19 protein-coding genes are annotated in these 20,847 nt (G+C 71.0%); 15 read left to right on the top strand and 4 right to left on the bottom strand.

The genetic code is table 11. The annotated features are described in order from the left end of the window. Window positions 1-63 precede the first annotated feature (63 nt). Window positions 64-645: a hypothetical protein gene (locus tag Ato02nite_RS02065; RefSeq protein WP_213004600.1), complete on the top strand. Its 582-nt coding sequence runs from the start codon at window positions 64-66 to the stop codon at window positions 643-645. An 83-nt stretch (window positions 646-728) separates the two neighbouring features. On the opposite strand, the gene Ato02nite_RS02060 is transcribed toward Ato02nite_RS02065, so the two are convergent. Further along, a complete protein-coding gene (locus Ato02nite_RS02060) occupies window positions 729-2,198 on the bottom strand; it encodes an MFS transporter (protein ID WP_213004599.1) in 1,470 nt (489 codons plus the stop codon). 104 nt (window positions 2,199-2,302) lie between these two features. Here Ato02nite_RS02060 and Ato02nite_RS02055 point away from each other — a divergent pair, with 104 nt between their 5' ends. The 4 genes from Ato02nite_RS02055 to Ato02nite_RS02040 all read left to right on the top strand — a co-directional run bounded on the left by Ato02nite_RS02055 (window position 2,303) and on the right by Ato02nite_RS02040 (window position 5,012). Then, window positions 2,303-2,953, top strand: a complete 651-nt coding sequence (locus tag Ato02nite_RS02055; RefSeq protein WP_213004598.1) for a TetR/AcrR family transcriptional regulator — start codon at window positions 2,303-2,305, stop codon at window positions 2,951-2,953. A gap of 17 nt (window positions 2,954-2,970) precedes the next feature. Further along, on the top strand, window positions 2,971-3,294 hold the full coding sequence (locus Ato02nite_RS02050; protein WP_213004597.1) for a hypothetical protein: 324 nt from the start codon (window positions 2,971-2,973) through the stop codon (window positions 3,292-3,294). A gap of 421 nt (window positions 3,295-3,715) precedes the next feature. After that, window positions 3,716-4,519, top strand: coding sequence for a YndJ family transporter (locus Ato02nite_RS02045; RefSeq protein ID WP_213004596.1), 804 nt, complete (start codon window positions 3,716-3,718; stop codon window positions 4,517-4,519). A 190-nt stretch (window positions 4,520-4,709) separates the two neighbouring features. Beyond that, window positions 4,710-5,012, top strand: a complete 303-nt coding sequence (locus Ato02nite_RS02040) for a PASTA domain-containing protein (RefSeq protein WP_213004595.1) — start codon at window positions 4,710-4,712, stop codon at window positions 5,010-5,012. A 43-nt stretch (window positions 5,013-5,055) separates the two neighbouring features. Here Ato02nite_RS02040 and Ato02nite_RS02035 read toward each other — a convergent pair whose 3' ends face one another. Next, window positions 5,056-5,583 carry an NADAR family protein gene (locus Ato02nite_RS02035; RefSeq protein WP_213004594.1) on the bottom strand — a complete coding sequence of 176 codons (528 nt, stop codon included), beginning with the start codon at window positions 5,581-5,583 and terminating at the stop codon, window positions 5,056-5,058. Window positions 5,584-5,737: 154 nt separating this feature from the next. Here Ato02nite_RS02035 and Ato02nite_RS02030 point away from each other — a divergent pair, with 154 nt between their 5' ends. Both Ato02nite_RS02030 and Ato02nite_RS02025 read left to right on the top strand, forming a co-directional pair. After that, window positions 5,738-6,571, top strand: coding sequence for an SCO6745 family protein (locus Ato02nite_RS02030; RefSeq protein WP_246605989.1), 834 nt, complete (start codon window positions 5,738-5,740; stop codon window positions 6,569-6,571). A gap of 32 nt (window positions 6,572-6,603) precedes the next feature. Continuing rightward, window positions 6,604-7,518, top strand: a complete 915-nt coding sequence (locus tag Ato02nite_RS02025; protein ID WP_213004593.1) for a hypothetical protein — start codon at window positions 6,604-6,606, stop codon at window positions 7,516-7,518. Window positions 7,519-7,799: 281 nt separating this feature from the next. Here Ato02nite_RS02025 and Ato02nite_RS02020 read toward each other — a convergent pair whose 3' ends face one another. Then, window positions 7,800-9,230 carry an MFS transporter gene (locus Ato02nite_RS02020; protein ID WP_213004592.1) on the bottom strand — a complete coding sequence of 477 codons (1,431 nt, stop codon included), beginning with the start codon at window positions 9,228-9,230 and terminating at the stop codon, window positions 7,800-7,802. Between the two features lie 59 nt (window positions 9,231-9,289). Here Ato02nite_RS02020 and Ato02nite_RS02015 point away from each other — a divergent pair, with 59 nt between their 5' ends. After that, window positions 9,290-11,224 (top strand): ATP-binding protein, encoded by a 1,935-nt coding sequence (locus tag Ato02nite_RS02015; protein ID WP_213004591.1) that lies wholly within the window; start codon window positions 9,290-9,292, stop codon window positions 11,222-11,224. Here Ato02nite_RS02015 and Ato02nite_RS02010 read toward each other — a convergent pair. Continuing rightward, on the bottom strand, window positions 11,213-12,682 hold the full coding sequence (locus Ato02nite_RS02010; protein ID WP_213004590.1) for a PucR family transcriptional regulator: 1,470 nt from the start codon (window positions 12,680-12,682) through the stop codon (window positions 11,213-11,215). The genes Ato02nite_RS02015 and Ato02nite_RS02010 overlap by 12 nt on opposite strands. Before the next feature lie 122 nt (window positions 12,683-12,804). Here Ato02nite_RS02010 and Ato02nite_RS02005 point away from each other — a divergent pair, with 122 nt between their 5' ends. Genes Ato02nite_RS02005 through Ato02nite_RS01975 form a run of 7 tightly spaced genes read left to right on the top strand, consistent with a single transcriptional unit; the run spans window position 12,805 to window position 20,170 of the window. Continuing rightward, a complete protein-coding gene (locus tag Ato02nite_RS02005) occupies window positions 12,805-14,217 on the top strand; it encodes an aldehyde dehydrogenase family protein (protein ID WP_246605987.1) in 1,413 nt (470 codons plus the stop codon). After that, on the top strand, window positions 14,214-15,239 hold the full coding sequence (locus Ato02nite_RS02000; RefSeq protein ID WP_213004589.1) for an ABC transporter ATP-binding protein: 1,026 nt from the start codon (window positions 14,214-14,216) through the stop codon (window positions 15,237-15,239). Before Ato02nite_RS02005 ends, Ato02nite_RS02000 begins: the two co-directional genes overlap by 4 nt. Next, window positions 15,229-16,425 carry an ABC transporter substrate-binding protein gene (locus Ato02nite_RS01995; protein WP_246605985.1) on the top strand — a complete coding sequence of 399 codons (1,197 nt, stop codon included), beginning with the start codon at window positions 15,229-15,231 and terminating at the stop codon, window positions 16,423-16,425. The genes Ato02nite_RS02000 and Ato02nite_RS01995 overlap by 11 nt, the downstream gene beginning before the upstream one ends. 1 nt (window position 16,426) lies before the next feature. After that, window positions 16,427-17,272, top strand: a complete 846-nt coding sequence (locus Ato02nite_RS01990) for an ABC transporter permease (protein WP_213004588.1) — start codon at window positions 16,427-16,429, stop codon at window positions 17,270-17,272. Further along, window positions 17,269-18,084, top strand: coding sequence for an ABC transporter permease (locus Ato02nite_RS01985; protein ID WP_213004587.1), 816 nt, complete (start codon window positions 17,269-17,271; stop codon window positions 18,082-18,084). Before Ato02nite_RS01990 ends, Ato02nite_RS01985 begins: the two co-directional genes overlap by 4 nt. 27 nt (window positions 18,085-18,111) lie before the next feature. Then, a complete protein-coding gene (locus Ato02nite_RS01980) occupies window positions 18,112-18,696 on the top strand; it encodes a hypothetical protein (RefSeq protein WP_213004586.1) in 585 nt (194 codons plus the stop codon). Between the two features lie 10 nt (window positions 18,697-18,706). Further along, complete coding sequence (locus tag Ato02nite_RS01975; protein WP_213004585.1) at window positions 18,707-20,170, top strand: carboxylesterase/lipase family protein; 1,464 nt, start codon at window positions 18,707-18,709, stop codon at window positions 20,168-20,170. The last annotated feature ends 677 nt before the right edge of the window (window positions 20,171-20,847 follow it).

Here is a 20,847-nt window from a genome sequence, read left to right as displayed (position 1 = left end):
CCCGGCGAAACGAACGTCCGGAAATGGCTCAGGTGTGGCGATCGGCGGCCGAAAGGCGCCAGCATGATCACTGTTCCGGCAGGAAGCACGCTCACCCTGCGCTGTTACGACCAAGGCGCCGGCGTGGAATCGCTCGCGCTCATCAGTCTGGCCGAGATCCGGGCCGAATTCGTGGCCGAGCTGCCGCCGATCCCGGTGCTCAGCCTCGACGAGCCCGGTGTTCGCCGGGCCGGGGTGCTCGAGCTGGTCAGCAGCATCGGGGTCACCTGGGTCGAGGCCGAGCTGCGCGGCAGCCTGCTCACCGTCCTCGGCGACACTCCGACCGACATCGTCCAGCGGCGCTCCGCGGCCCGGCATCCCGGCGGCTACACCGCGACCGGCACCGCCCAGGCCGGCTCCGGGCTCGTCGCGATCGCCGCCGAGGTCGAGGACATCTCCACCGAAGGCGTGTTGCTGCGCGTCACCGACCGGCCGCGGCTGCCCGACGGGATCTCCCGGACGCTGCTGCACGTGGCGATGCCGTGGGGCCTGCTGACGGCCTCCGTCACCACCGTCGACCAGCGGGCCGATCAGCTGCGCGGCACCTTCGAGTGGATCGACCCGGCCGGGGCCGCCGCCCTGCACGACTTCTGCGCGGCCCGCTGAGGCTGAGCCCGCGTATCGACGAAGGCGGCCTCTCCCGCGTACGGGAGAGGCCGCTTTTCTTGAAATGGAGTCGCCGGTGAGCCTCACATGTGGGCGGTCGGGGCGGCGTCCGGGTCGACCTGCAGCGGGCCGGAGCGCAGCAGCAGGGCGGCGATGATCGCGCCGACGGTGAAGAAGGCGGCCACCCAGGCGAACGTCGTGGTGTAGCTGTCGACCGCGGCCGCCGCCAGGAGCTCCTGGCTCGGGGTCCGGCCGACCAGGTAGTCGGTGGCGGCCGAGGCCGCGATCGTGCTCAGCACCGCCGTGCCGACCGATCCGCCGACCTGCTGGGCGGTGTTGACCAGGGCGGACGCGACCCCGGCGTCGTGTGCGGCCACGCCGGAGGTGCCGGCCGTCATGGACGGCGCCATGGCCAGGCCGATGCCCACGCCGATGACGATCAGCGGGCCGAGGATGTTCGCGGCGTAGGTCGAGTCCACGGCCAGGCCGGTGAGCCACAGCATGCCGGCCGCGGCGATTGCGAAGCCGGCCGGCACGAGCGGCCGCGGCCCGACCCGGGGCACGACGAGGCTGGTGGCCGTGGTCGCGGTGACGGCCAGGGCGCCGATCATCGGCAGGAAGGCGACGCCGGAGCGGATCGGTGAGAAGCCGAGGTTCTGCTGCAGGTAGTAGGTAAGGAACAGGAAGACGGCGAACATGCCGACGCCGAGCACCAGCACCGACACCAGCGCGCCGCCCCGGGTGCGGTCGAGCAGCACCCGCAGCGGGACGAGCGGGTGCGCCACCCGGGTTTCGACGGCCACGAACGCGGCCAGCAGGACCACGGCCGCGACCAGCCAGCCCCACACCATGACATCGCCCCAGGCGTGGGTCTCGGCGTTGGCGAAGCCGTAGACCAGGGCGAACAGTCCGCCCGAGACGGTCAGCGCGCCCGGGACGTCAAGGCGGTCGCGTTCCGCGTCGCGCTGGTTGTGCAGCAGGGCCAGGCCGCCGACGACGGCGAGCACCGCGAAGAGCACGTTGACGTACATGCACCAGCGCCAGTCGAGATACTCGGTGAGCACGCCGCCGAGCAGCAGCCCGATGGCGCCACCGGCCCCGGCGATCGCGCCGTAGATGCCGAACGCCTTGGCGCGCTCGCGAGCATCGGTGAACGTCGTGGTCAGCAGCGACAGCACGGCCGGGGCGAGCAGCGCACCGAAGACACCCTGCGCGGCCCGCGCCGTGACCAGCATGCCGAAGCCCTCGGCCGCGCCACCGGCCGCCGACGCCACCGCGAACCCGACCAGTCCGACGAGCAGAGCGGTCTTGCGGCCGAGGAGGTCGCCGATGCGGCCACCGAGGGGCAGCAGGGCACCGAACGCCAGGGCGTAGGCGGTGACGATCCACTGCCGGTTCTCGTTGGAGAAGCCCAGTGCCTGCTGCGCCGAGGGCAGCGCGATGTTCACAATCGTGGCGTCCAGGACCACCATCAACTGCGCCAATCCGAGTACGCCGAGGATCAGCCACCGCTGCGCGTGGTGGGCCGGCGCCTTTTCTGCCACCAAAGTCATGCGTATCTCCGATTAGTTGAGGATGTTCCTCCACTTATTTCGGCGAGCGTACCGGGTAAGTTGAGGAACTTCCTCCAGATTGAGGCGCGCATTACGCTGACCTCGTGACCAAACCCCTGCGCCGGGACGCCGAGATCAACCGGCAGCGCATCCTCAAGGCTGCTCAGGAGGTGTTCGCCGCCCGCGGGGTCGACGTGATGCTCGACGACATCGCCCACCACGCCGGCCTCGGCGTCGGCACGGTCTACCGCCGTTTCCCGACCCGCGAAGACCTGGTCGAGGCGCTGTTCGACACCCGGCTCGAGGAGATCGTCGGCTGGGCCGAGGACGGCCTGCGGCACGCCGACCCGTGGACCGGCCTGACCGAGTTCGTCGAACGGGCCACCGCCGCGATGGCCGCCGACCGCGGCCTGCGGGACATCGCCTTCAGCCGCGCCTACGGCCGTCGCCGCGTCGCCGAGATCCGGGAGATGCTGGCGCCCCGGGTCGAAGCGCTGGTCACCCGCTGCCAGGAGGCCGGGGTGGTGCGCGCCGACGCCGCCGGCGTCGACCTGGTGCTGACCCAGTTCATGGTCGCGGCCCTGCTGGAGTACGCCGAGCCGATCGCCCCCGGCCTCTGGCGCCGGTACCTGACGCTCCTCCTGGACGGCCTGCGCTTCGGCACCACGCCACTCCCGGTCCCGCCGCCCGAGGTCGAGAACATGGACCGCATCGCCGAGAACTGGCGCCCACCACGCCGCCCGTCGGCCGACTGAACAGTGCCCGGTCGGAGGTGGCCGGCCTGGTCGAGGCCGACGCCCGGGGTTTCGGCTGGCCGACGTCGCTGGGCGCGTACTCGGGGCAGACCGTGGTGGTGCTGCTGACCGCCGGAGTAGCCCTGCTGGCGGTGGCGCTGCTCGGAACCGTGGCGTCCGGCCTGCGGCCGCGGCGACTGTGGCCGGCCGTGCCGGCCGGCCTCGCGGTGGTGGCCGTCGTAGCCGTCGATCTCCACTCCAGCGACGTCGGCTACCTGCGGGAACGGGTGTCGCCGGCCGTCGGTGGCGCGTCGCCGGCGTCGGAACGCTTGCGGTACTGGCACTGGCCGCTCCGGCGGTGAAGGCCGCCATCGAGCTGACCACCGTGCGCGAGCACGTCACGAGCTGCGCCGACCTGGCCGAGTTCATGCCGGAGAACACCCTCTGGACCCTGCGCGGAAACCGCATCGTCGTCCTGGGGAGGAGTCGGTCTCCGGGACTGGTCGCCCGGCGACCTGTCGGCCCTCCAGAACGTTCGGGAGTCGTACCTCACGGCCGGGAAGCCGCCCGATGGGGACGAGACGCGGATTCCAACTCGTGGTCCGACCCATGCCAGGCGGCCGTAGCGCCGCTGATGATGTCGGTGCGCCGACGGTCCCGTAAACCTTGCCGCGGCCGCCGCTGTCGGCGACGGAGGGTCTTCCAGGTCAGGTCGACACCTTGAGCCGCGGTGGCGCGGCACGCTATCGTCTTCTTTGAACACGTTCAAAGAAGTGGGGAGTCATGGACCGGCTGACCGGACCCGGATGGGTGGGGCTGCACCTGGTGGTGGCGGTCTGCGTGCTGTCGTTCGTGCCGCTCGGGCTGGGTGCGCTCGGCCGCGGCGGCCGCCTGGTGCGGTGGTGGCCGGTTGTGGCGGTGCCGGCGGTGGTGGCGCTCCTGCTGCCGCGCGGGGTGGTCGCCGGCCTGCTCTGCGTGCCCTATCTGGTGGGTTGCCTGGCGGTGCCGGTGGTGGTGCGGCGCGATCGGCTCGTGGCCTTCGCCGCCGCCTGCCTGCCGGTGGCCGCGGCGGGCCTGCTGGCCGAGCGGGCCGGGGTCGCGCTGCTCGGCTTCCCGCTGGGGGTGCTCGGTCTCACCGCCGCGCACTTCCACGTCGCCGGGTTCGGCGCCCTTCTGCTGGTCTCCCTGGTCGACCACCGGCACCGCGCCGCCCGGCTCCTGGTACCGGCCGGGGTGGCGGTCGTGGGCCTCGGTTTCCTGGCCGGCCGGACGCCCCTCGGGCAGGACGTGGGCGACCTGATCGAGCTCGTCGGGGCCGGCCTGCTGAGCTCGGGTCTCTGGCTGGCGATCGCCACCCGCGCCGGCCGGGCGGCCCGGCTGCTGCTGGCGCTGAGCGTCGTCACCCTGGCCCTGGCCCTGCTCTACGCGGCCGGTCAACTGATCGCCGTGCCGCACCTGAACCTGACCTGGATGGTGCTGACCCACGGCGTCCTGAACACGGCCGCCGTGCTGACCGCCCTGGTGCTGGCAAGAGCTCTCGGGTCGGGGACGGACAGCGTGTACGTCATCGCCCGTGAAACTGCGTGAGGCTGACGGTCGGTCCACCGGTCGAGACCCGAGCCGACCCCGAAGTCAACGGGAGCATGGAGGCAACGTGCCTGGTCGACGCTTTGGCCATGGCTTATGGCGGGCGCCTTCTGCCGCCGCCATGACAGCGGCCGCGCTGGCATTGGCCGCCTGCGGTGCGCCTGAAACCTCTCCGGAGCAGACTCCGGTGGTGACCACGCCCTCCGTGGCAGGGGCGAGCGCTGAGGAGGCGACCTCCACGGTCACGACCCAGGCACCGAAGGCCGCCAAGATCAAAGTGCCGCCCGGGGTCGGCCTGGACTATCAGTCAGCACAGGATCTCTGGCGCTCCGCAGGCCTGCATGTGGCTCCGGCGGAAGACGCCACAGGCGCGAACCGGATACCGGTGATCGACTCGAATTGGGTTGTCGTGTCACAGGACCCGAAGGCCGGCTCGATGGTGGAAGCGGGTTCCTTCATCACCGCGACCGTCAAGAAAGACAGCGACGACTGACGTCTACGGTCCGGCCGCGTGACCATTGCGGCGCGTCGAGTCATCATGCAAACGCGTCGCGGATCGTCTCCAGGTCGTCGATGCGCGCGGGCGGCTGACCACGGCCGGTGCCATGCCACAGCTGCGCCGACCGGGTCGCCAGCAGAACCGCGCGCAGCGCCTCGTGGCGGCTGAACTTGGCATGCATCGCGTCGCGCATCACCGCGTTCTTGCACCCGTCCCACTGGCGCAGCCGCACGTCGTCCAACAGCACGATCTTGCGGTGTTTGCGCGCCGCCGCCCCGTCGCCGCGCGCCAGCTCGGTGTCGCTCTCCAGCGCGAACCGCTCGGCCAGCGCCGGGTCCACGAGTGCGATCTTCGACGCCTGGAACGCGTGCTCGACCGTGCGGCAGGTGCGCCCGTCCAGCGTGAACTCGGCGGGCCAGAAGTTCGACAGCATGCGCCGCCAGTGCCGTACGCCAGCCAGCGCGGCGTAGGTGGCTGGGTCGGCGACCCGCTCGTGCACCCCACGCCCAGGCGGCAGATCGGCCGAGCCGGAGTAGAAGTACAACCGATCCTCGACCGTCGTCACGCCCAGCACACTATGGCCCGGGTACGACAAAATCCGTTGCCGCCCGAGCGCGGCGAGGTCGGTCGCGCGGGACCTGTCGGATCCGGGTCTGTTCGATCGTAGGGAGGGTAGGCAGGAGGTCGCACCGGGCGGCCCGCCGAGAAGGAGCCTCGCGATGTCCACCACCCGCCAGGGTCTCGCCCGTCGTATGTTCGAACTTCTGGAGCCGATCTGCCTGGTCACCTTCTTTGCCGACGAGTGCAACCAGGAGTTGGCCGCGCTCGGCCACCGCACCTACTGGGACGGCTACTTCGCCAGTCGCGCCGCGCCGCTGGGGCGGGTGCCGGCTCAGGTCGTGCACGCGGCCTTCTACAACTTTGCCGAGGGGGAGGCCGCGCGGCACATCCCGAGTGCGTGGGAGAAGATTCCGCCCGAGGCGTCGGTCGCCGCGCGGGAGCGGGGCAGTGCGGCCTCCCTGCGGCGGATTCTCGGCGACGAGCTGGGTCGCTCCGCGGGCCTGGTGCGGGCCGCCGATCTGATCACCAAGGCCGCGACGAGCGCGCCCACCGCGGGCCGGGTGATGTACGCCGGGATGCGCACCCTCGCCGTGCCGGGTGACCCGATCGCCCGGCTGTGGCATTCCGCGACCATGCTGCGCGAGCACCGCGGTGACGGGCATATCGCCGCTCTCGTCGGTGCCGGCATCGGTGGCACGGAGGCGCACGTGATCAGCGCGCTGGCCATGGGCATCTACCCGGCGGAGTCCTTCGGGCGCATCCACCACCTGCCGAAGCGGCGTCTGGCCGCGGTCATGGACGGGTTGCGGGAGCGCGGGCTGGTGGACGCCGACGGGCGGTTCACCGACGCGGGCCGGGAGACCCGGCAGCGCATCGAAGCCCTGACCGATGAACTTGCCGCCCCGCCGTACGACGCCCTCAGCCCGGCCGAGCTCGACGAGCTGATCGCCGTACTCGAACCCATCACCGCGAAGCTGGTGGCGGCGGGGTAGCCGCCCGGTGGGATATGCAGGATCATGCCGCGGTGCGCGTTTCGCGATGGGTATGGCTTTTCCTGGCCAGCACGGCCGTGCTGGCGGTGCAGGTGACGCTCCAGCGTGAGCTGTTGTTGTTCGCCGGCACGCTGGCGACGGCGGCTCTGCTCGGGCTGGCCGTGGAGCGCGAGGCGGGTGGCTGGCCGCAACGGGCGGGCCTGGCCGGGCTCGCCGCGCTGACGCTGGCGGCCGCGGCGATCGACATCGACGCCAAGGGATTCGGCTGGCCGATCGCGGTGGGTGAGCATGCGGGTGTGGTTGCCGTGCTGCTGCTGACGGCGGGTGCCGCACTTCTCGCGGTGGCGGTGCTCGGGACCGCGGCGCCGGGGCTTCGGCGACGGCATCTCTGGCCGGCGGCGCTGGCCGGGGCCGTGGTGGTCGCGGTCTTCGCGGAGTTCGCGATCACGGATCGGCCGGGCCGGGCCGGGATCGCCCTGCTCGGGCTGTCGGTGGTGGCCCTGGTGTTGGTGCTGGTCGCGGCGAACGCGGCGCTGGTGACGCACCGGTTGGGCCGGGCCGGAGTCGGTCTGCTGGCCGTCCTCGCGTTCGCCGGTGGTGCGGTGGGTGCGGCCGCGGAGTTCGGTGCGCCGGACCGCATGGTCAGCTGTGGTCAGCCGACGCTGGGGCCGGACGACACGGCGGTGTGGGAGTTGTGCAGTGCGGCCACCCTCCGGGACGTCACGCAGGATCGGGCCGAGCAGCGCTTCCTGCACCCGGGAGAGAAGCACGCGGGGGAGCGGAACGCGGCCGTCGTGATGGTCGCGGTCGTGCCGGTCGAGAGGTCGGCGGGGGGCGAGGGCTGGGGGTCCGTCTTCGTGGCGGGTGACGCCACCCTGCGCCTGCTGGGACTGGCGGCGTTGGTGGTGGCGCTGTTCCCGCCCCGCCGAGCAGTAGTGCTGTTGTGACCATGCGGCTACTCTGAGTGCATGCTCCCGCTCCTGGCGGACGGGAGACATGGTGCGAAACCGGTTGAGTTTCGTCGCGGAGAGTGGCGGTGCCACCATGGTGCCTCAGTGGGTCATCGATCTGGTCGGGGAGTCGCGGTCGGCCGCGCTGCCCATCATCGCCGTGTATTTCACCTACCGGCTGGGCTGTCGCGTGCTCGCACCGCTCAGCATCGCCTCGTTCGTGGTGCTCGTCGGCAGCAAGGAGCGGTCGGAGCGGGCGTTGAAGCTGGTCGCGCTGCTCAGTTCTGCAGAGGAGCCGGAGCCGGAGCCGGAGCGATCGACTGATCGGCCGAGCGTGGAATCAGCACCGCCAGCGCGGCGATCACCACGGCCACGATGACCAGGCCGATGAAGATGCGGTGCACCGCGGTGGTCAGCGCGGCCGGATCCACCGGGCCGGAACCGACCGTCGCATTGGCCACCGCGCCGAAGACGGCCACCCCGACCGCGCTGCCCAGCGAGCGCAGGAAGATGTTGCTGGCGGTCACCACGCCCCGCTCCGACCAGCCCACACTGGACTGCGCGGCGATCAATGTGGGCGATGCGGTCAGCCCCATACCCAGGCCGATGACCAGGCAGAACAACGCCACTTCCCAGACCGGCGAAGTGCCGCCGAGGAGCAGCAGCAGGGCGCAGCCGACGACGACCAGGCTGGTGCCGATCAGGGCGCAGGCCCGGAAGCCGAGCCGCAGATAGATCCGGCCGGCCTGGCTGCCGGTGATCGGCCAGCCGAGGGTGAGGGTGGCCAGGGCGAAACCGGCGATGAGCGGGCCGGCGCCGAGCACGTCCTGCACGTAGGTCGGTACGTAGGAGCTCAGGCCGTACAGGATGGCGCCGATGCCGACCGAGATCAGGCCGCTGGAGACCAGCAGGCGCCGCCGGAAGATCCAGAGCGGCAGCACCGGCGAAGCCGCCCGCCGCTCCACCAGGACGAAGGCGGTCAGCGACGCGAGCCCGGTGCCCAGGATGAGCAGACTGGCCGGGGAGTTCCAGGCCCATGCCTGACCGCCCTCCAACGCGCCCAGGATGACCAGGGCCAGGCCGAGCGCGAGCAGGCCGGCGCCACGGTAGTCGATCACCGGATGACCGCGTTCTACCCGCTCGTGGAAGAAGCGTACGAAGACGCCGGCGGCCAGCAGGCAGAGCGGGATGTTGACGAAGAAGATCCAGCGCCAGGAGACGTACTCGCTGAAGACGCCGCCCAGGGTGGGTCCGACGACCGAGGCGACACCCCACACGCTGGCGACGTACCCCTGCACCTTGGCTCGTTCGCGGACGGAGTAGAGGTCGCCGACGATGGTGATGGTGGTCGGCAGGATCGCGCCGGCGCCGAGGCCCTGGACGATCCGGAAGGCGATGAGCGGTCCCATCGCCCAGGCCACCCCGCACAGGATCGAGCCGACCAGGAACAGCCCGATGCCCCACAGGATGACCGGTTTCCGGCCGAACAGGTCGTTCAGCTTGCCGTAGATCGGCACCGAGACGGCCTGGGCCAGCAGGAAGATCGAGAAGAGCCAGGGGAATTCGGTGAAACCGCCGATGTCCTTGACGATCGAGGGCACCGCGGTGGCGATGATCGTGCCCTCGATGGCGACCAGAGCGGTGGTGAGCATTACGGCGGCGAGGACCGGTCCTCGCTCGGAGCGCAGCCCGACATTGTTTCCCGGCACTCCGATCAAGCTACCCGGAAACCCGCCGCCGGGCGTTTTGTCTGATTTATCCTGCGAGAGTGGCACTCGTCGTCGTAGCCGAGGACAACCTCGATCACCAGCGGGTCATCGCTGAAGTCGTCCGGCGGCTCGGCCATGACGTCGTGGTCGCGAACGACGGGCGCTCGGGCCTGGAAGCGGTCGGCAAGCACCGGCCCGACCTGCTCATCGCCGACGTCGACATGCCGCACATGAGCGGGCTCGAACTCTGCGCGGCGATCCGGGCCGACCCGCAGCTGGCGCCGACCCCGGTCGTACTGATCACCGCGTACCTCCTGCCGGGAGATCCGCGGCTGAGCGCGACCGGTGCGCTCGGGGTGATCGGCAAGCCCTTCGGTGTTCCCGAGCTGAGCGAGGCGTTGCGCGGCCACCTCAACGCGCTCAAGACGCCGCTCATCGGCCATTCCATGCTCGATGCCGTGCTCGACTGCATCGACACCGGCGTGCTGGTGTTCGACATGCATGGCCGGCAGTTGCTGGTCAACCGCGCGCTCGGCGACGTCCTCGGCGTCGACGAGCCGGGTACGCCGGTCGACGAGGTCGCCCGCCGGCACCGGATGTGCCGCCCGGACGGGACCGAGGTGCCGGCCGACGAGTGGCCGATCTGGCGGGCCATGCGCGGCGAGGACGTCAACCATGTCGAGCTGCTGGCCTACGATCCGCACGGCCGCCCGCACTGGTACCTGGTCAACGCCCGGCCGGTCCGCGGCGCCGACGGCACGGTGATCGCCGCCGTCTCGGCCGCGCACGACGTCACCACCCGGCACCGCACCCGGCAGTACGAGGTGTGCAAGAACAAGGTCCTCAGCGTGCTGGCCAGCGACCCGGACGCGCCGGACGCCGGTGACCGCATCCTGGCCGCGATCGGCACCACCCTGAGTTGGCCGTACCTGCGGCTGTGGCTGGCCGATGAGGACGCCGACGTGCTGCGCCCGGCCGCGCTGTACAGCGCGCCGGATGAGCCGGCGCTGCCGCTGCCCGCCACCATCGGCCGGGGGCTCGGCCTGGCCGGGCTGTGCTGGCAGACCGGCGAGCTGATCTGGGTGCCGGACCTGCACGCGCCGGAGGCGCCGATCCTGCCGGAGGTCGCCGAGAGTTCCGCCTACCGCTCGGCCGGCGCGGTCCCGGTGCGCAGCGGCGAGCGGGTGGTGGGCGCGATCTCGTTCTTCTCCCGGAACCGGCAGGAGTCCGACCCGGCGCTCGGCATGCTGCTCACCGGCATCGCCGCGGTGATCGGCGCGTTCCTGGAGCACCGCCGGGCCGAGGGTCTCGCGTTGCACCTGGCCGCCGCGACCGACGAGTACATGGCGCTGGCCGGGCACGAGCTGCGCACCCCGCTCACCTCGATCGGCTCGTACGTCGATCTGATCGCCGAGTCGCCGGACGACACCCCGTTCGTCGAGCTGCGCGACCTGTTCGAGGTGGTGCACCGCAACAGCACCCGGCTGCGGAACCTGGTGGACCGGCTGCTGGACGTGGCGGGCCTGGAATCGGGGCACCTCGCGCTCGCGTCCGAAGCGGTGAACCTGACCGAGGTGGTGGCCGAGGGAATCGCCGCGGCCGCCACCGACCGGGGCGTCGTGGTCAACACCGACCGCCTCGACGAGGTGACCGTGCCGGGGGACCGCGCCCGGCTCCGGCAGGTGGTCGACGCGCTGGTCGGCAACGCGGTCAAGTTCAGCCCGTCGGACTCGGCGGTCGGGGTCACCCTGGTCGACCAGGGCGATCTCGTGGTGCTCACGGTCAGCGACACCGGCGTCGGCATCCCGGCGTCGGAGCAGGCGAAACTGTTCCAGCGGCTGTACCGGGGCGGCAACGCCCGGCACACCGGCATCCCGGGCTCGGGGCTGGGCCTGGCACTGTGCCGGGTGGTGGTGGAACGACACCGCGGCACGATCGCGCTGGCCTCGCACGAGTCCACCGGCACCACCGTGACGGTGCGTCTACCGAAGTAGGTCGGCGGCGGCCAGGGCCAGCCACAGTTGGACGCGGTCGGCGGTGCGGGCCAGTGAGCGGCCGGTCAGCTTCTCGATCTGCTCGAGGCGGTAGCGCACGGTGTTGCGGTGCACGATCAGCCGGGCCGCCACCGCGGCCACCGAGCCGTCCGCGTCGAGGTACGCCCGCAGCGTCGCGACCAGCGAGCCGGCGTGCGCGGCGTCGAAGTCGTGCAGCGGCCGCAGCACCTCACTGGCCAGGTCGCGCAGCGGCACGTCCTCGCTCGCCACGATCAGGCCGGACAGGCTCATCTGCTCGCGGTCGTTGATGCCGGGGCCACGGTTCATCGCCTCGTGCGCCTCGTAATAACTCCAGCGCAGGCCGGTCGTCCCCGCGTACCAGCCGCCGATGCCGACCCGGACGTCCGAGCCGTACCGACTCAGGTAGTCCTGCAGCAGCAGGGCGGCCTCCCGCGCCGACTGCCCCGGGTCCAGGACGACCAGCAGACAATCCTCCAGCACCGCGGTCGTCGCGCCGGTCATCGGCGGACTGCTCACCAGGCGCTTCCGGAGATCGCCGCCGCCCGGCGAGAGGGTGGCCACCAGCAGGGCGTGCTCGTCCTCGGCCCGGATGCCGAACGGGGAGAGGCGGCGTTCGGCCTCGGCGCCACCGATGGTGCCGCGCACGAGGTCTTCGAGGACCTGCCCGGCCAGGCGGCGCTTGCCGGCCAGCTCCGCCTGACGGCGGGCAAGTTCCAGACCGACGAGCGAGACGGCGTACGGGAGGACGTCCGCGGACCTACGGGGCCGGCGACAGCACAGGTACGCCACCACGGTGTCCTCCACTGTGACCGGCACGGAGAGCGGGGTGTCGCCGGAGGTGCCGGACCGGGCCGCGTAGAGGATCTGCTCGACCGGCCAGGCCGCGCTGGCCGGGGCGGTGGCGAGCACCCGCCCGTACACGTCGACGACCATGCAGGGTGCGCCGAGGATCTGGTGCAGGGACCCGACCAGCGCGCCCAGCCCACGGCCGGAGAGCAGGGCCCGGGCCAGGGTGTCGTGCTCGTCGAGCAGGTCGGCGAAGCGGCCGTACTGCTCCTCGAGGACCCGGTCGGCGACGAACCGGTCGACCGCGATGAACGGTGTCGAGTAGGGAATCTCCAGCACCGGCAGCCGATGGTCGCGAGCCTCGGCGAGGGTGGCGGCCGGGATCCGGTCGTGGGTGAGCCCGATGCCGAAGCCGAGCCCGACCGCCCGCCGGTCGGCCACCCGGGACACGAACTGCCGCTGGGCCGCCTCGTCGAGCTGGCTGAGCCCGGTGGTCAGCACCAGCTCGCCGCCGGAGAGGAACGGGCGCGGGTCGGCCAGCTCGGTGACCGCGCACCAGCGCACCGGCTGGTTGAGCGCCGTCGGGTCGCCGTCGGCCAGCCGCAGGCTCAGGTCGGGGTCGGCGAGCACGTCGCCCAAGCGCAGGGTCACCGCGCGACTGTACGGCCGCACAACGCGGCCGCGTAAGTACTGTTCCCGCGTCCATTTACGGTCGTGACTGCCGCCAAATACGGTGTCCTGCAACACAGCCGCCCACCCGGGAGGTCCTCTTGATGCAGGTGCCGGCCCGGATCGGCGGTCGCCCGGTGAGCGCCGACGACTGGATCGAGGTGCTCAGCCCGTTCGACGGGTCGCCGGTCGCCCGCGTGCCGGCCCTGGGTGCCGAGCACGTCGCCGAGGCGGTGGCGGCCGCTTCGGCGGCGCTGGCCCGGGGTGACTTCCCGCAGTACCGCCGGGCCGAGGTGCTGGAACGCGCGGCCGAACTGCTGGCCGAGCGCACCGAGGAGTTCGCCGTCACCATCGCCCGCGAGGCCGGCAAGCCGATCCGCGACGCCCGCGCCGAGACCCTCCGATGTGTCGACACGCTGCGGTTCTCCGCGGTGGAGGGCCGCCGGCTCGGCGGCGAGGTGATCCCGATGGACGCCTCGGCGAGCGGGGTGGGCCGGCTCGGGTTCGCGCTGCGGCACCCGGTCGGTGTGGTCGCCGCGATCTCGCCGTTCAACTTCCCGCTCAACCTGGTCGCGCACAAGCTGGGCCCGGCGATCGCGGCCGGCTGCCCGGTGGTGCTCAAGCCGGCCGAGCTGACCCCGGTCTCCGCGATCCGCCTGGTCGACCTGCTGGTCGAGGCGGGCCTGCCGGCCGACTGGATCTCGGTGGTCACCGGCACCGGCCCGGACGCCGGCACCCCGCTGGTCGCCCACCCGGTGCCGGCGCTCATCACGTTCACCGGCAGCGTCGCGGTCGGCCGCCGGATCCAGGACACCGCGCCGCGCAAACGGGTGCTGCTCGAGCTCGGCTCGAACGCCCCGGTGATCGTCGAGCCGGACGCCGACCTGGACCGGGTGGTCGCCCAGGTGCGGCAGGGCGGTTTCTCGTACGCCGGGCAGAGCTGTATCTCGACCCAGCGGGTGCTGGCCCATGTGGACATCTACGACAAGCTGCGGCACGAGCTGAAGAACGCGATCGGCACGCTACGGGTCGGTGACCCGCTCGACAAGGACACCGAGGTCGGGCCGCTGATCTCGGCGGCCGCGGCGGATCGCGTCGAGACGTGGCTCGCGCAGGCCCGCGCGGCCGGGGCGGAGGTGACCGGGGGCCGGCGGGACGGCACCACGATCACCCCGGCCATCGTCGCCGATCCGCCGCGTGACCTGGACGTCTATCGCCAGGAGGTGTTCGGTCCGGTGGTCACCGTCACGCCGTACACAAATCTGGCGGAAGCGATCGGCCTGGCCAACGACAGCGATTTCGGCCTTCAGGCCGGGGTTTTCACGGCGGACATCGGCGTCGCGCTGCGCGCGGCGCGCGAGCTGGAATTCGGCGGGGTGCTGATCAACCAGGTCCCGACCTTCCGGGCCGACCAGCAGCCGTACGGCGGACTTCGCGACGCCGGGAACACGCGCGAGGGTCCGGCCTACGCGGTGCACGAGATGACTGAACTTCGATTCGTGATGGTGAGCGCATGAGTACTCCGGCAATCAAGCTGACCGGGCTGCGGAAGTCGTTCGGGGCGGTGGACGCCGTCGCGGGGATCGACCTCGCCATCGCCGACGGCGAGTTCTTCTCGATGCTCGGTCCGTCCGGCTCCGGGAAGACCACGGTACTGCGGATGATCGCCGGCTTCGAGCTGCCGACCGGCGGCACGGTGGAATTGGGCGGCCGCGACGTCACCAAGCTGGCGCCGTTCGAGCGGGACGTGAACACGGTCTTCCAGGACTACGCGCTCTTCCCGCACATGACCGTCCTGGAGAACGTCGAGTACGGACTCAAGGTCCGCAAGGTGCCTCGTAAGGAGCGGCGTTCCAGGGCCGAGGAAGCTTTGTCCGCCGTACGCCTGGAGGGGTTCGGGTCTCGGAAGCCGGCGGCGATGTCGGGTGGTCAGCGGCAGCGGGTTGCTCTGGCCCGGGCCCTGGTCAACCGGCCCAAGGTGCTGTTGCTGGACGAGCCGCTCGGCGCCCTGGACCTGAAGCTGCGTGAGCAGATGCAGGTCGAGCTGAAGCAGATCCAGCGGGACGTCGGCATCACGTTCGTCTTCGTCACGCACGACCAGGACGAGGCGCTGACCATGAGCGACCGGGTGGCGGTGTTCGACGCCGGCCGGATCGCGCAGGTGGGGACGCCGTCGGACGTCTACGAGAGCCCGGCCACTCCCTTTGTTGCCGGATTTGTCGGCACATCGAATCTGTTAGCGGGGCCGGTCGCTGAGGCGCTTGTCGGTCGAAAAGGGACATTCTCCATCCGGCCGGAGAAGATCTCGTTAGCTGAAGCGGGCAATCCGGGCACGGTCGCCGAGGTTATCTACGCCGGGCCGGTGACCCGCTACGTCGTCGACCTGGACGCCGGAGTGCGGGTCACGGTCGTCGAGCAGAACCAGCGCACCGGGACCGCCGCGCTGGCCGAGCTGCGGGGGAAGCCGGTCCATCTGAGCTGGCACGCGGAGCACGTGATCGAAATCCCCAGTGAGAAGGAGAATGCGGATGCGGCATAGATTCGTTTTGGCAGCCCTGTCGGCCGGCGTGCTCGTGCTGGCCGGGTGTGGCGGCGGCGATTCCGGCACCACCGGCTCCGGGCCCGGCGGCCTGTCCGTCCCGAAGATCGACAAGCTGGCCGCACTCGGTGCGGGCGAGGGCGAGGTCAACATCGTCTCGTGGGCCGGTTACGTCGAGGACGGCTCCACCGACAAGGCCGTCGACTGGGTCTCCGACTTCACCTCCGAGACCGGCTGCAAGGTCAACAACAAGGTGGCGGCGACCTCCGACGAGATGGTCACCCTGATGAAGACCGGCGAGTACGACGTGGTCTCCGCCTCCGGTGACGCGTCGCTGCGGCTCATCTACGGCGGCGACGTCGCGCCGGTCAACACTTCGCTTATTCAGAACTATGCCCAAGTCTTCGACGGGCTGAAGAACAAGCAGTGGAACTCGGTCGACGGGGCCGCCTACGGCATCCCGCACGGCCGCGGCGCCAACCTGCTGATGTACCGGACCGACGTGGTCAAGCCCGCCCCGACCTCGTGGAGCGCGGTCTTCGACGCCAACTCGCCGTACCAGGGCAAGATCACCGCGTACGACTCGCCGATCTACATCGCCGACGCGGCCCTCTACCTCATGAAGACCAAGCCGGAACTGAACATCAAGAACCCGTACGCGCTGGACGACACCCAGTTCAAGGCGGCCACCGACCTGCTCACCGAGCAGAACAAGCTGATCGGCGAGTACTGGTCGGACTACACCAAGGAGGTGCAGTCCTTCAAGGCCGGCAACTCGGTGCTCGGCACCACCTGGCAGATCATCGCCAACCTCGCCCAGGCCGACAAGGCGCCGGTCGAGGCCGTGCTGCCGACCGAGGGCGCGACCGGCTGGTCCGACACCTGGATGATCTCGGCCAAGGCCAAGCACCCGAACTGCGGCTACCTCTGGATGAACCACATCATCTCGCCGAAGGCCAACGCGGCCGTCGCCGAGTGGTTCGGTGAGGCGCCCGCCAACAAGCTGGCCTGCCAGCAGACGTCGGACAAGAACTTCTGCACCACGTTCCACGCCGACGACGAGGCCTACTTCCAGAACATCTGGTACTGGACCACCCCGATCGCGCAGTGCCTGGACGGCCGTACCGACGTGACCTGCAAGGACTACTCGGCCTGGACCCAGGCCTGGACGACCATCAAGGGATGACGTGTCGACTCTTGGGTCCTTTCTGCACCGCCACCCACGGCTGAGGCTCGCCGGGCTGCTCTCGGCGCCTCTGCTGTGGTTGGTGGTGGCCTACCTCGGCGCGCTCGCCGTGCTGCTGGTCTCCGCGTTCTGGTCGGTGAACAGCTTCACCGGGGTATTGACCAAGCAATTCACGGTCGCCAACTTCCGGACGATCCTGACCGAGGAGGTCTACCGCAACGTCACCCTGCGCAGCCTCTGGGTGGCCTTGTCCGTGACGATCATCTGCGTCGTCCTGGCCGTGCCGATGGCGTTCTACATGGCCAAGGTGGCGTCCCCGCGCACCCGCAAGTGGCTGGTCATCGCGATCCTCACGCCACTGTGGGCGTCGTACCTGGTCAAGGCGTACGCGTGGCGGATCCTGCTGGCCAACGACGGGCCGATGGACTCGATCTTCGGCGGTCCCGGCTACGGCCTGTTCGCGGTGGTCCTGGTGCTGTCGTACATGTGGTTGCCGTACATGATCCTGCCGATCTACGCCGGTCTCGAACGCCTGCCCGACTCGATGCTGGAAGCCAGCGCCGACCTGGGTGCCCGGGCGGGCCGCACGTTCCGCCGGATCGTGCTGCCCGTCCTGATCCCATCGGTCTTCGCCGGCTCGATCTTCACGTTCTCGCTGTCGCTCGGCGACTACATCACCGTGCAGATCGTCGGCGGCAAGTCCCAGCTGATCGGCAACCTGGTCTACGCGAACATCGGCGCCGCCAACAACCTGCCGTTCGCCGCCGCGATCGCCACCGTCCCGGTCGTGATCATGGTCATCTACCTGGTCGCGGTCCGCCGCTCGGGCGCCCTGGAGGAGCTGTGACGCTCTCGCCGTTTGCCAAGATCGCGCTGCGCGTCTTCATGGGGCTCGGGCTGCTGTTCATCTACGTGCCGCTGATGCTGGTGCTGATCAACTCGTTCAACGGCGACCGCACGTTCGGCTGGCCGCCGCACGACTTCACCACCCGCTGGTGGTCGGCGGCCTGGGACAACACCGGCGCCCGTTCCGCGTTGCTGACCTCGGTGAAAGCGGGCCTGGGCGCAACCGCGATCGCGCTGGTCCTGGGCACGATGGTGGCGTTCGCCGTGCAGCGCTTCAAGTTCTTCGGCCGGGACACCCTGTCGCTGCTGATCGTGCTGCCGATCGCCCTGCCCGGCATCGTCACCGGCATCGCCCTGGACAGCGCGTGGCGCTCGGTGATCGAGCCGCTCGGCATCGGCAAGGGCCTGTTCTCGGTGATCGTCGGCCACGCCACGTTCTGCGTGGTGACCATCTACAACAACGTGCTGGCCCGGCTGCGCCGGACCGGCGTCAACCTGGAGGACGCGTCGGCCGACCTGGGCGCCTCACCCGGCCAGACCTTCCGGTACGTGACCTTCCCGATGATCCGCTCCGCCCTGCTGGCCGGTGGCCTGCTGGCGTTCGCCCTCTCATTCGACGAGATCATCGTGACCACGTTCACCGCCGGCCCCGGTGTCACCACCCTGCCCATCTGGATCTTCAACAACCTGTTCCGCCCCAACCAGGCCCCGATCGTCAACGTGGTCGCGGCCGTCCTGGTCGTCCTCTCGGTGGTGCCGGTCTGGCTGGCCCAGCGGGTCGCCGGCCCCGAAGCCGGCGCAAGCCGCACCTGAGCCCCGCAGAAATGCCAGACTTGTCGCATGAGCGTCAGCTGGCGCTTCGACGGCGATGACCGGCTCAGCGGTGTGGGCGCGGACTGGGACGACTTCGCCCTGGCCAACGGTGGCGGTGGCTGCGTGCCGCCGCCGATCGGCCGCACCCTGGCCGAATTCATCAGCGGCCCCGACCTGTGCGTGGTGTGGCGGGCGATCCTCGGGCTGTCCCGCCGTGAACCCGGCCGGGCCCTGAGCCTGACCTACCGCTGCGACTCACCCGACGAGCGCCGCATCATGACGGCCACCGTCACCTGCCAGGACCGGGCCGAGGTCAGCATCGTCAGCGCGATCGGGCAACGGCAGCCCCGCCCGGCCGTGCCCCTGCTCGACCCCACGGTCCCCGACCACACCGGCGAGATGATCCGGATGTGCGGCTGGTGCGCCCGGGTCAAGGTCGACGGCTGGGTCGACGTGGAGGAGGGCTGCCGCCGCCTCGACCTGCTGGAACTCGAGTCCGGCCCGCTGCCCCGGATCACCCACGGCATCTGCGACAGCTGCCGCGCCGCCGTCACCGGCGGCCTGGACCTGGTCGGTGGTAAATCGCTGGCGGCGGGTCTCCGCTCTGCGTGAGGATCCCGCCATGGTTGACGTGCGGGTGACGAGTGGGGCATTGAGCGGCACCTGGAAGTCCGGGGTCGCCGTGTTCCGCGGCATCCCCTATGCGGCGGCACCCGTCGGCGCGAACCGGTTCGCCGCCCCGCAGCCCGCGAAGAGCTGGGACGGCGTACGCCCGGCGGTCTCTTTCGGCCCGCCGCCACCGCAATCCGACGCGCTCGGCCGCGGCCCGTCCGGGGTTTCCGGTGACGACTGGCTGACCGTCAACGTCTGGTCACCCGCCCCCGGCCCGGCGGCGAAACTCCCGGTCCTGGTGTGGATCTACGGCGGCGCCTACACGCTGGGCTCCGCCGCCTGGCCCGAGTACGACGGCGGCCACCTGGCCCGCGCCGGCGTGGTCCTGGTGACCCTCAACTACCGCCTGGGGATCGAAGGCTTCGCCCACCTGGCCGGCGCCCCCGCCAACCGCGGCCTGCTCGACCAGGTCGCCGCCCTGGAGTGGGTGCACGAGAACATCGCGGCGTTCGGCGGCGACCCCGGCCGGGTGACCATCTTCGGCGAGTCCGCCGGGGGTGGCGCGGTGGCCGCCCTGCTGGCCATGCCCCGCGCGACCGGCCTGTTCCGCGGCGCGGTGGCGCAGAGCATGCCCGGCACGTTCCTCACCCCCGAACTGGCCGCCGACATCGCCGAGGCCTGCGCGGCCGAGCTGGACCTGCCCCCGACCGCCGACGCCCTGGCCACGATCGACCCGGCCCGGCTGGCCGCCGCCGGCGACGCGGTCACCGCCACGGCCCCCGCGCGAACGGACCGATGGGGTCCGGCCGCCTCCCGGTCGATCCTGTTCGCCCCCATCGTCGACGGCGACACCCTGCCCACCACCCCGTGGCAGGCCCTGGCGTCCGGCGCCGCCCGCGACGTCACCCTGCTGGCGGGCCACACCCGCGACGAACATCGGCTGTTCACCGCCATGTTCGGCCCGGCGACCCCCGACCAGACCGAAACCGCCCTGCGCCTGCTGGCCCCCACCCCCGACAGCTACCGGGAGTTCGACCCCGCCCAGCGCCACGAGCTGGTCCAATCCGACTGGCTGTTCCGCATGCCCACCCTGCACCTGGCCGACGCGCAGCTGGCCGGCGGCGGCCGGGCCTACTTCTACGAGCTGACCTGGCCCGCGCCCGGCCTGGGCGGCATCCTCGGCGCATGCCACGGCCTGGACGTCCCCCTGGTCTTCGGCAACTTGACCAGCGGCGGCCCGGCCGCACTGCTGGGCGAGACCCCCGGCCCGGAGGCCATCGAGCTGTCCGCCCGGATGCGCTCCGCCTGGACCGCTTTCGCCACCAACGGCGACCCGGGCTGGCCCGCCTACCGACCCGACGAGTTCCTGACCCAGATCCTCGACGTTCCCGGCGCGGTAACCCCGTACCCGGAGCAGCCCTCCCGCAAGATCTGGCAGAACCACAAATTCGCCCCGCTCACCCTGCGTCCTTAGTTCTTTCCGGTACGCGCCGGGCCGGGCCGCCTGGCTCCCGGTCCCGCCAGGCGAAAATCACCCTCCGCGCGCCCGCTACGGGCGGGCCCGGCCCAAGACCCGAACCGGCGCCGCACCGTCACCCTGCCCACCTAGAGATCTTCTCGGGTCGGGGTCTCGCCGTCCAGAAGGAACAGAACCCCGGCCCAGACTTCCGCGAAACGGAGGGCGGGACACTTTCGCGCGGAAGATCAAACCTTTGCCGTACGCGCCGCCGCACTCTCGTGGAACTCGGTCCCGGCAGGTGCCACTCACCCTCCGCGCGCCCGCTGCGGGCGGGCCCGGCCCAACCCCACCCCACCCCGCCTACCGGCCAGGACCAACAATCCCGGTCGACGGCCACGACCTCCCGCAGAGTGGTCGTTGCTCTCGAATACTGCGTAGTCGTCCCTGTGTCCCGGACATAGTCCCGCGTGATGAGCAACGCTCCCACAGCTCGGACCACCCAGCGGTCAGAAGAACACGACATACCGCCTATGTCCGATACCGACAGCCGGCCCGACGCGACCTAGGGGACTTAGCGTGCGGACAGAGCAGCAACTCCACAAGATCTGTGAGGGCGGGGCGCCACGACGGGCGTTGCCGCGCGGGGGTTTGAGTGCGTGTGTCGTTTACGCGAGAGTCGCGGCACGTGCCGG

This window comes from Paractinoplanes toevensis (assembly GCF_018332695.1).
GTDB classification, from domain to species: domain Bacteria; phylum Actinomycetota; class Actinomycetes; order Mycobacteriales; family Micromonosporaceae; genus Actinoplanes; species Actinoplanes toevensis.
This window is presented reverse-complemented; position numbering and strand designations above follow the sequence as displayed.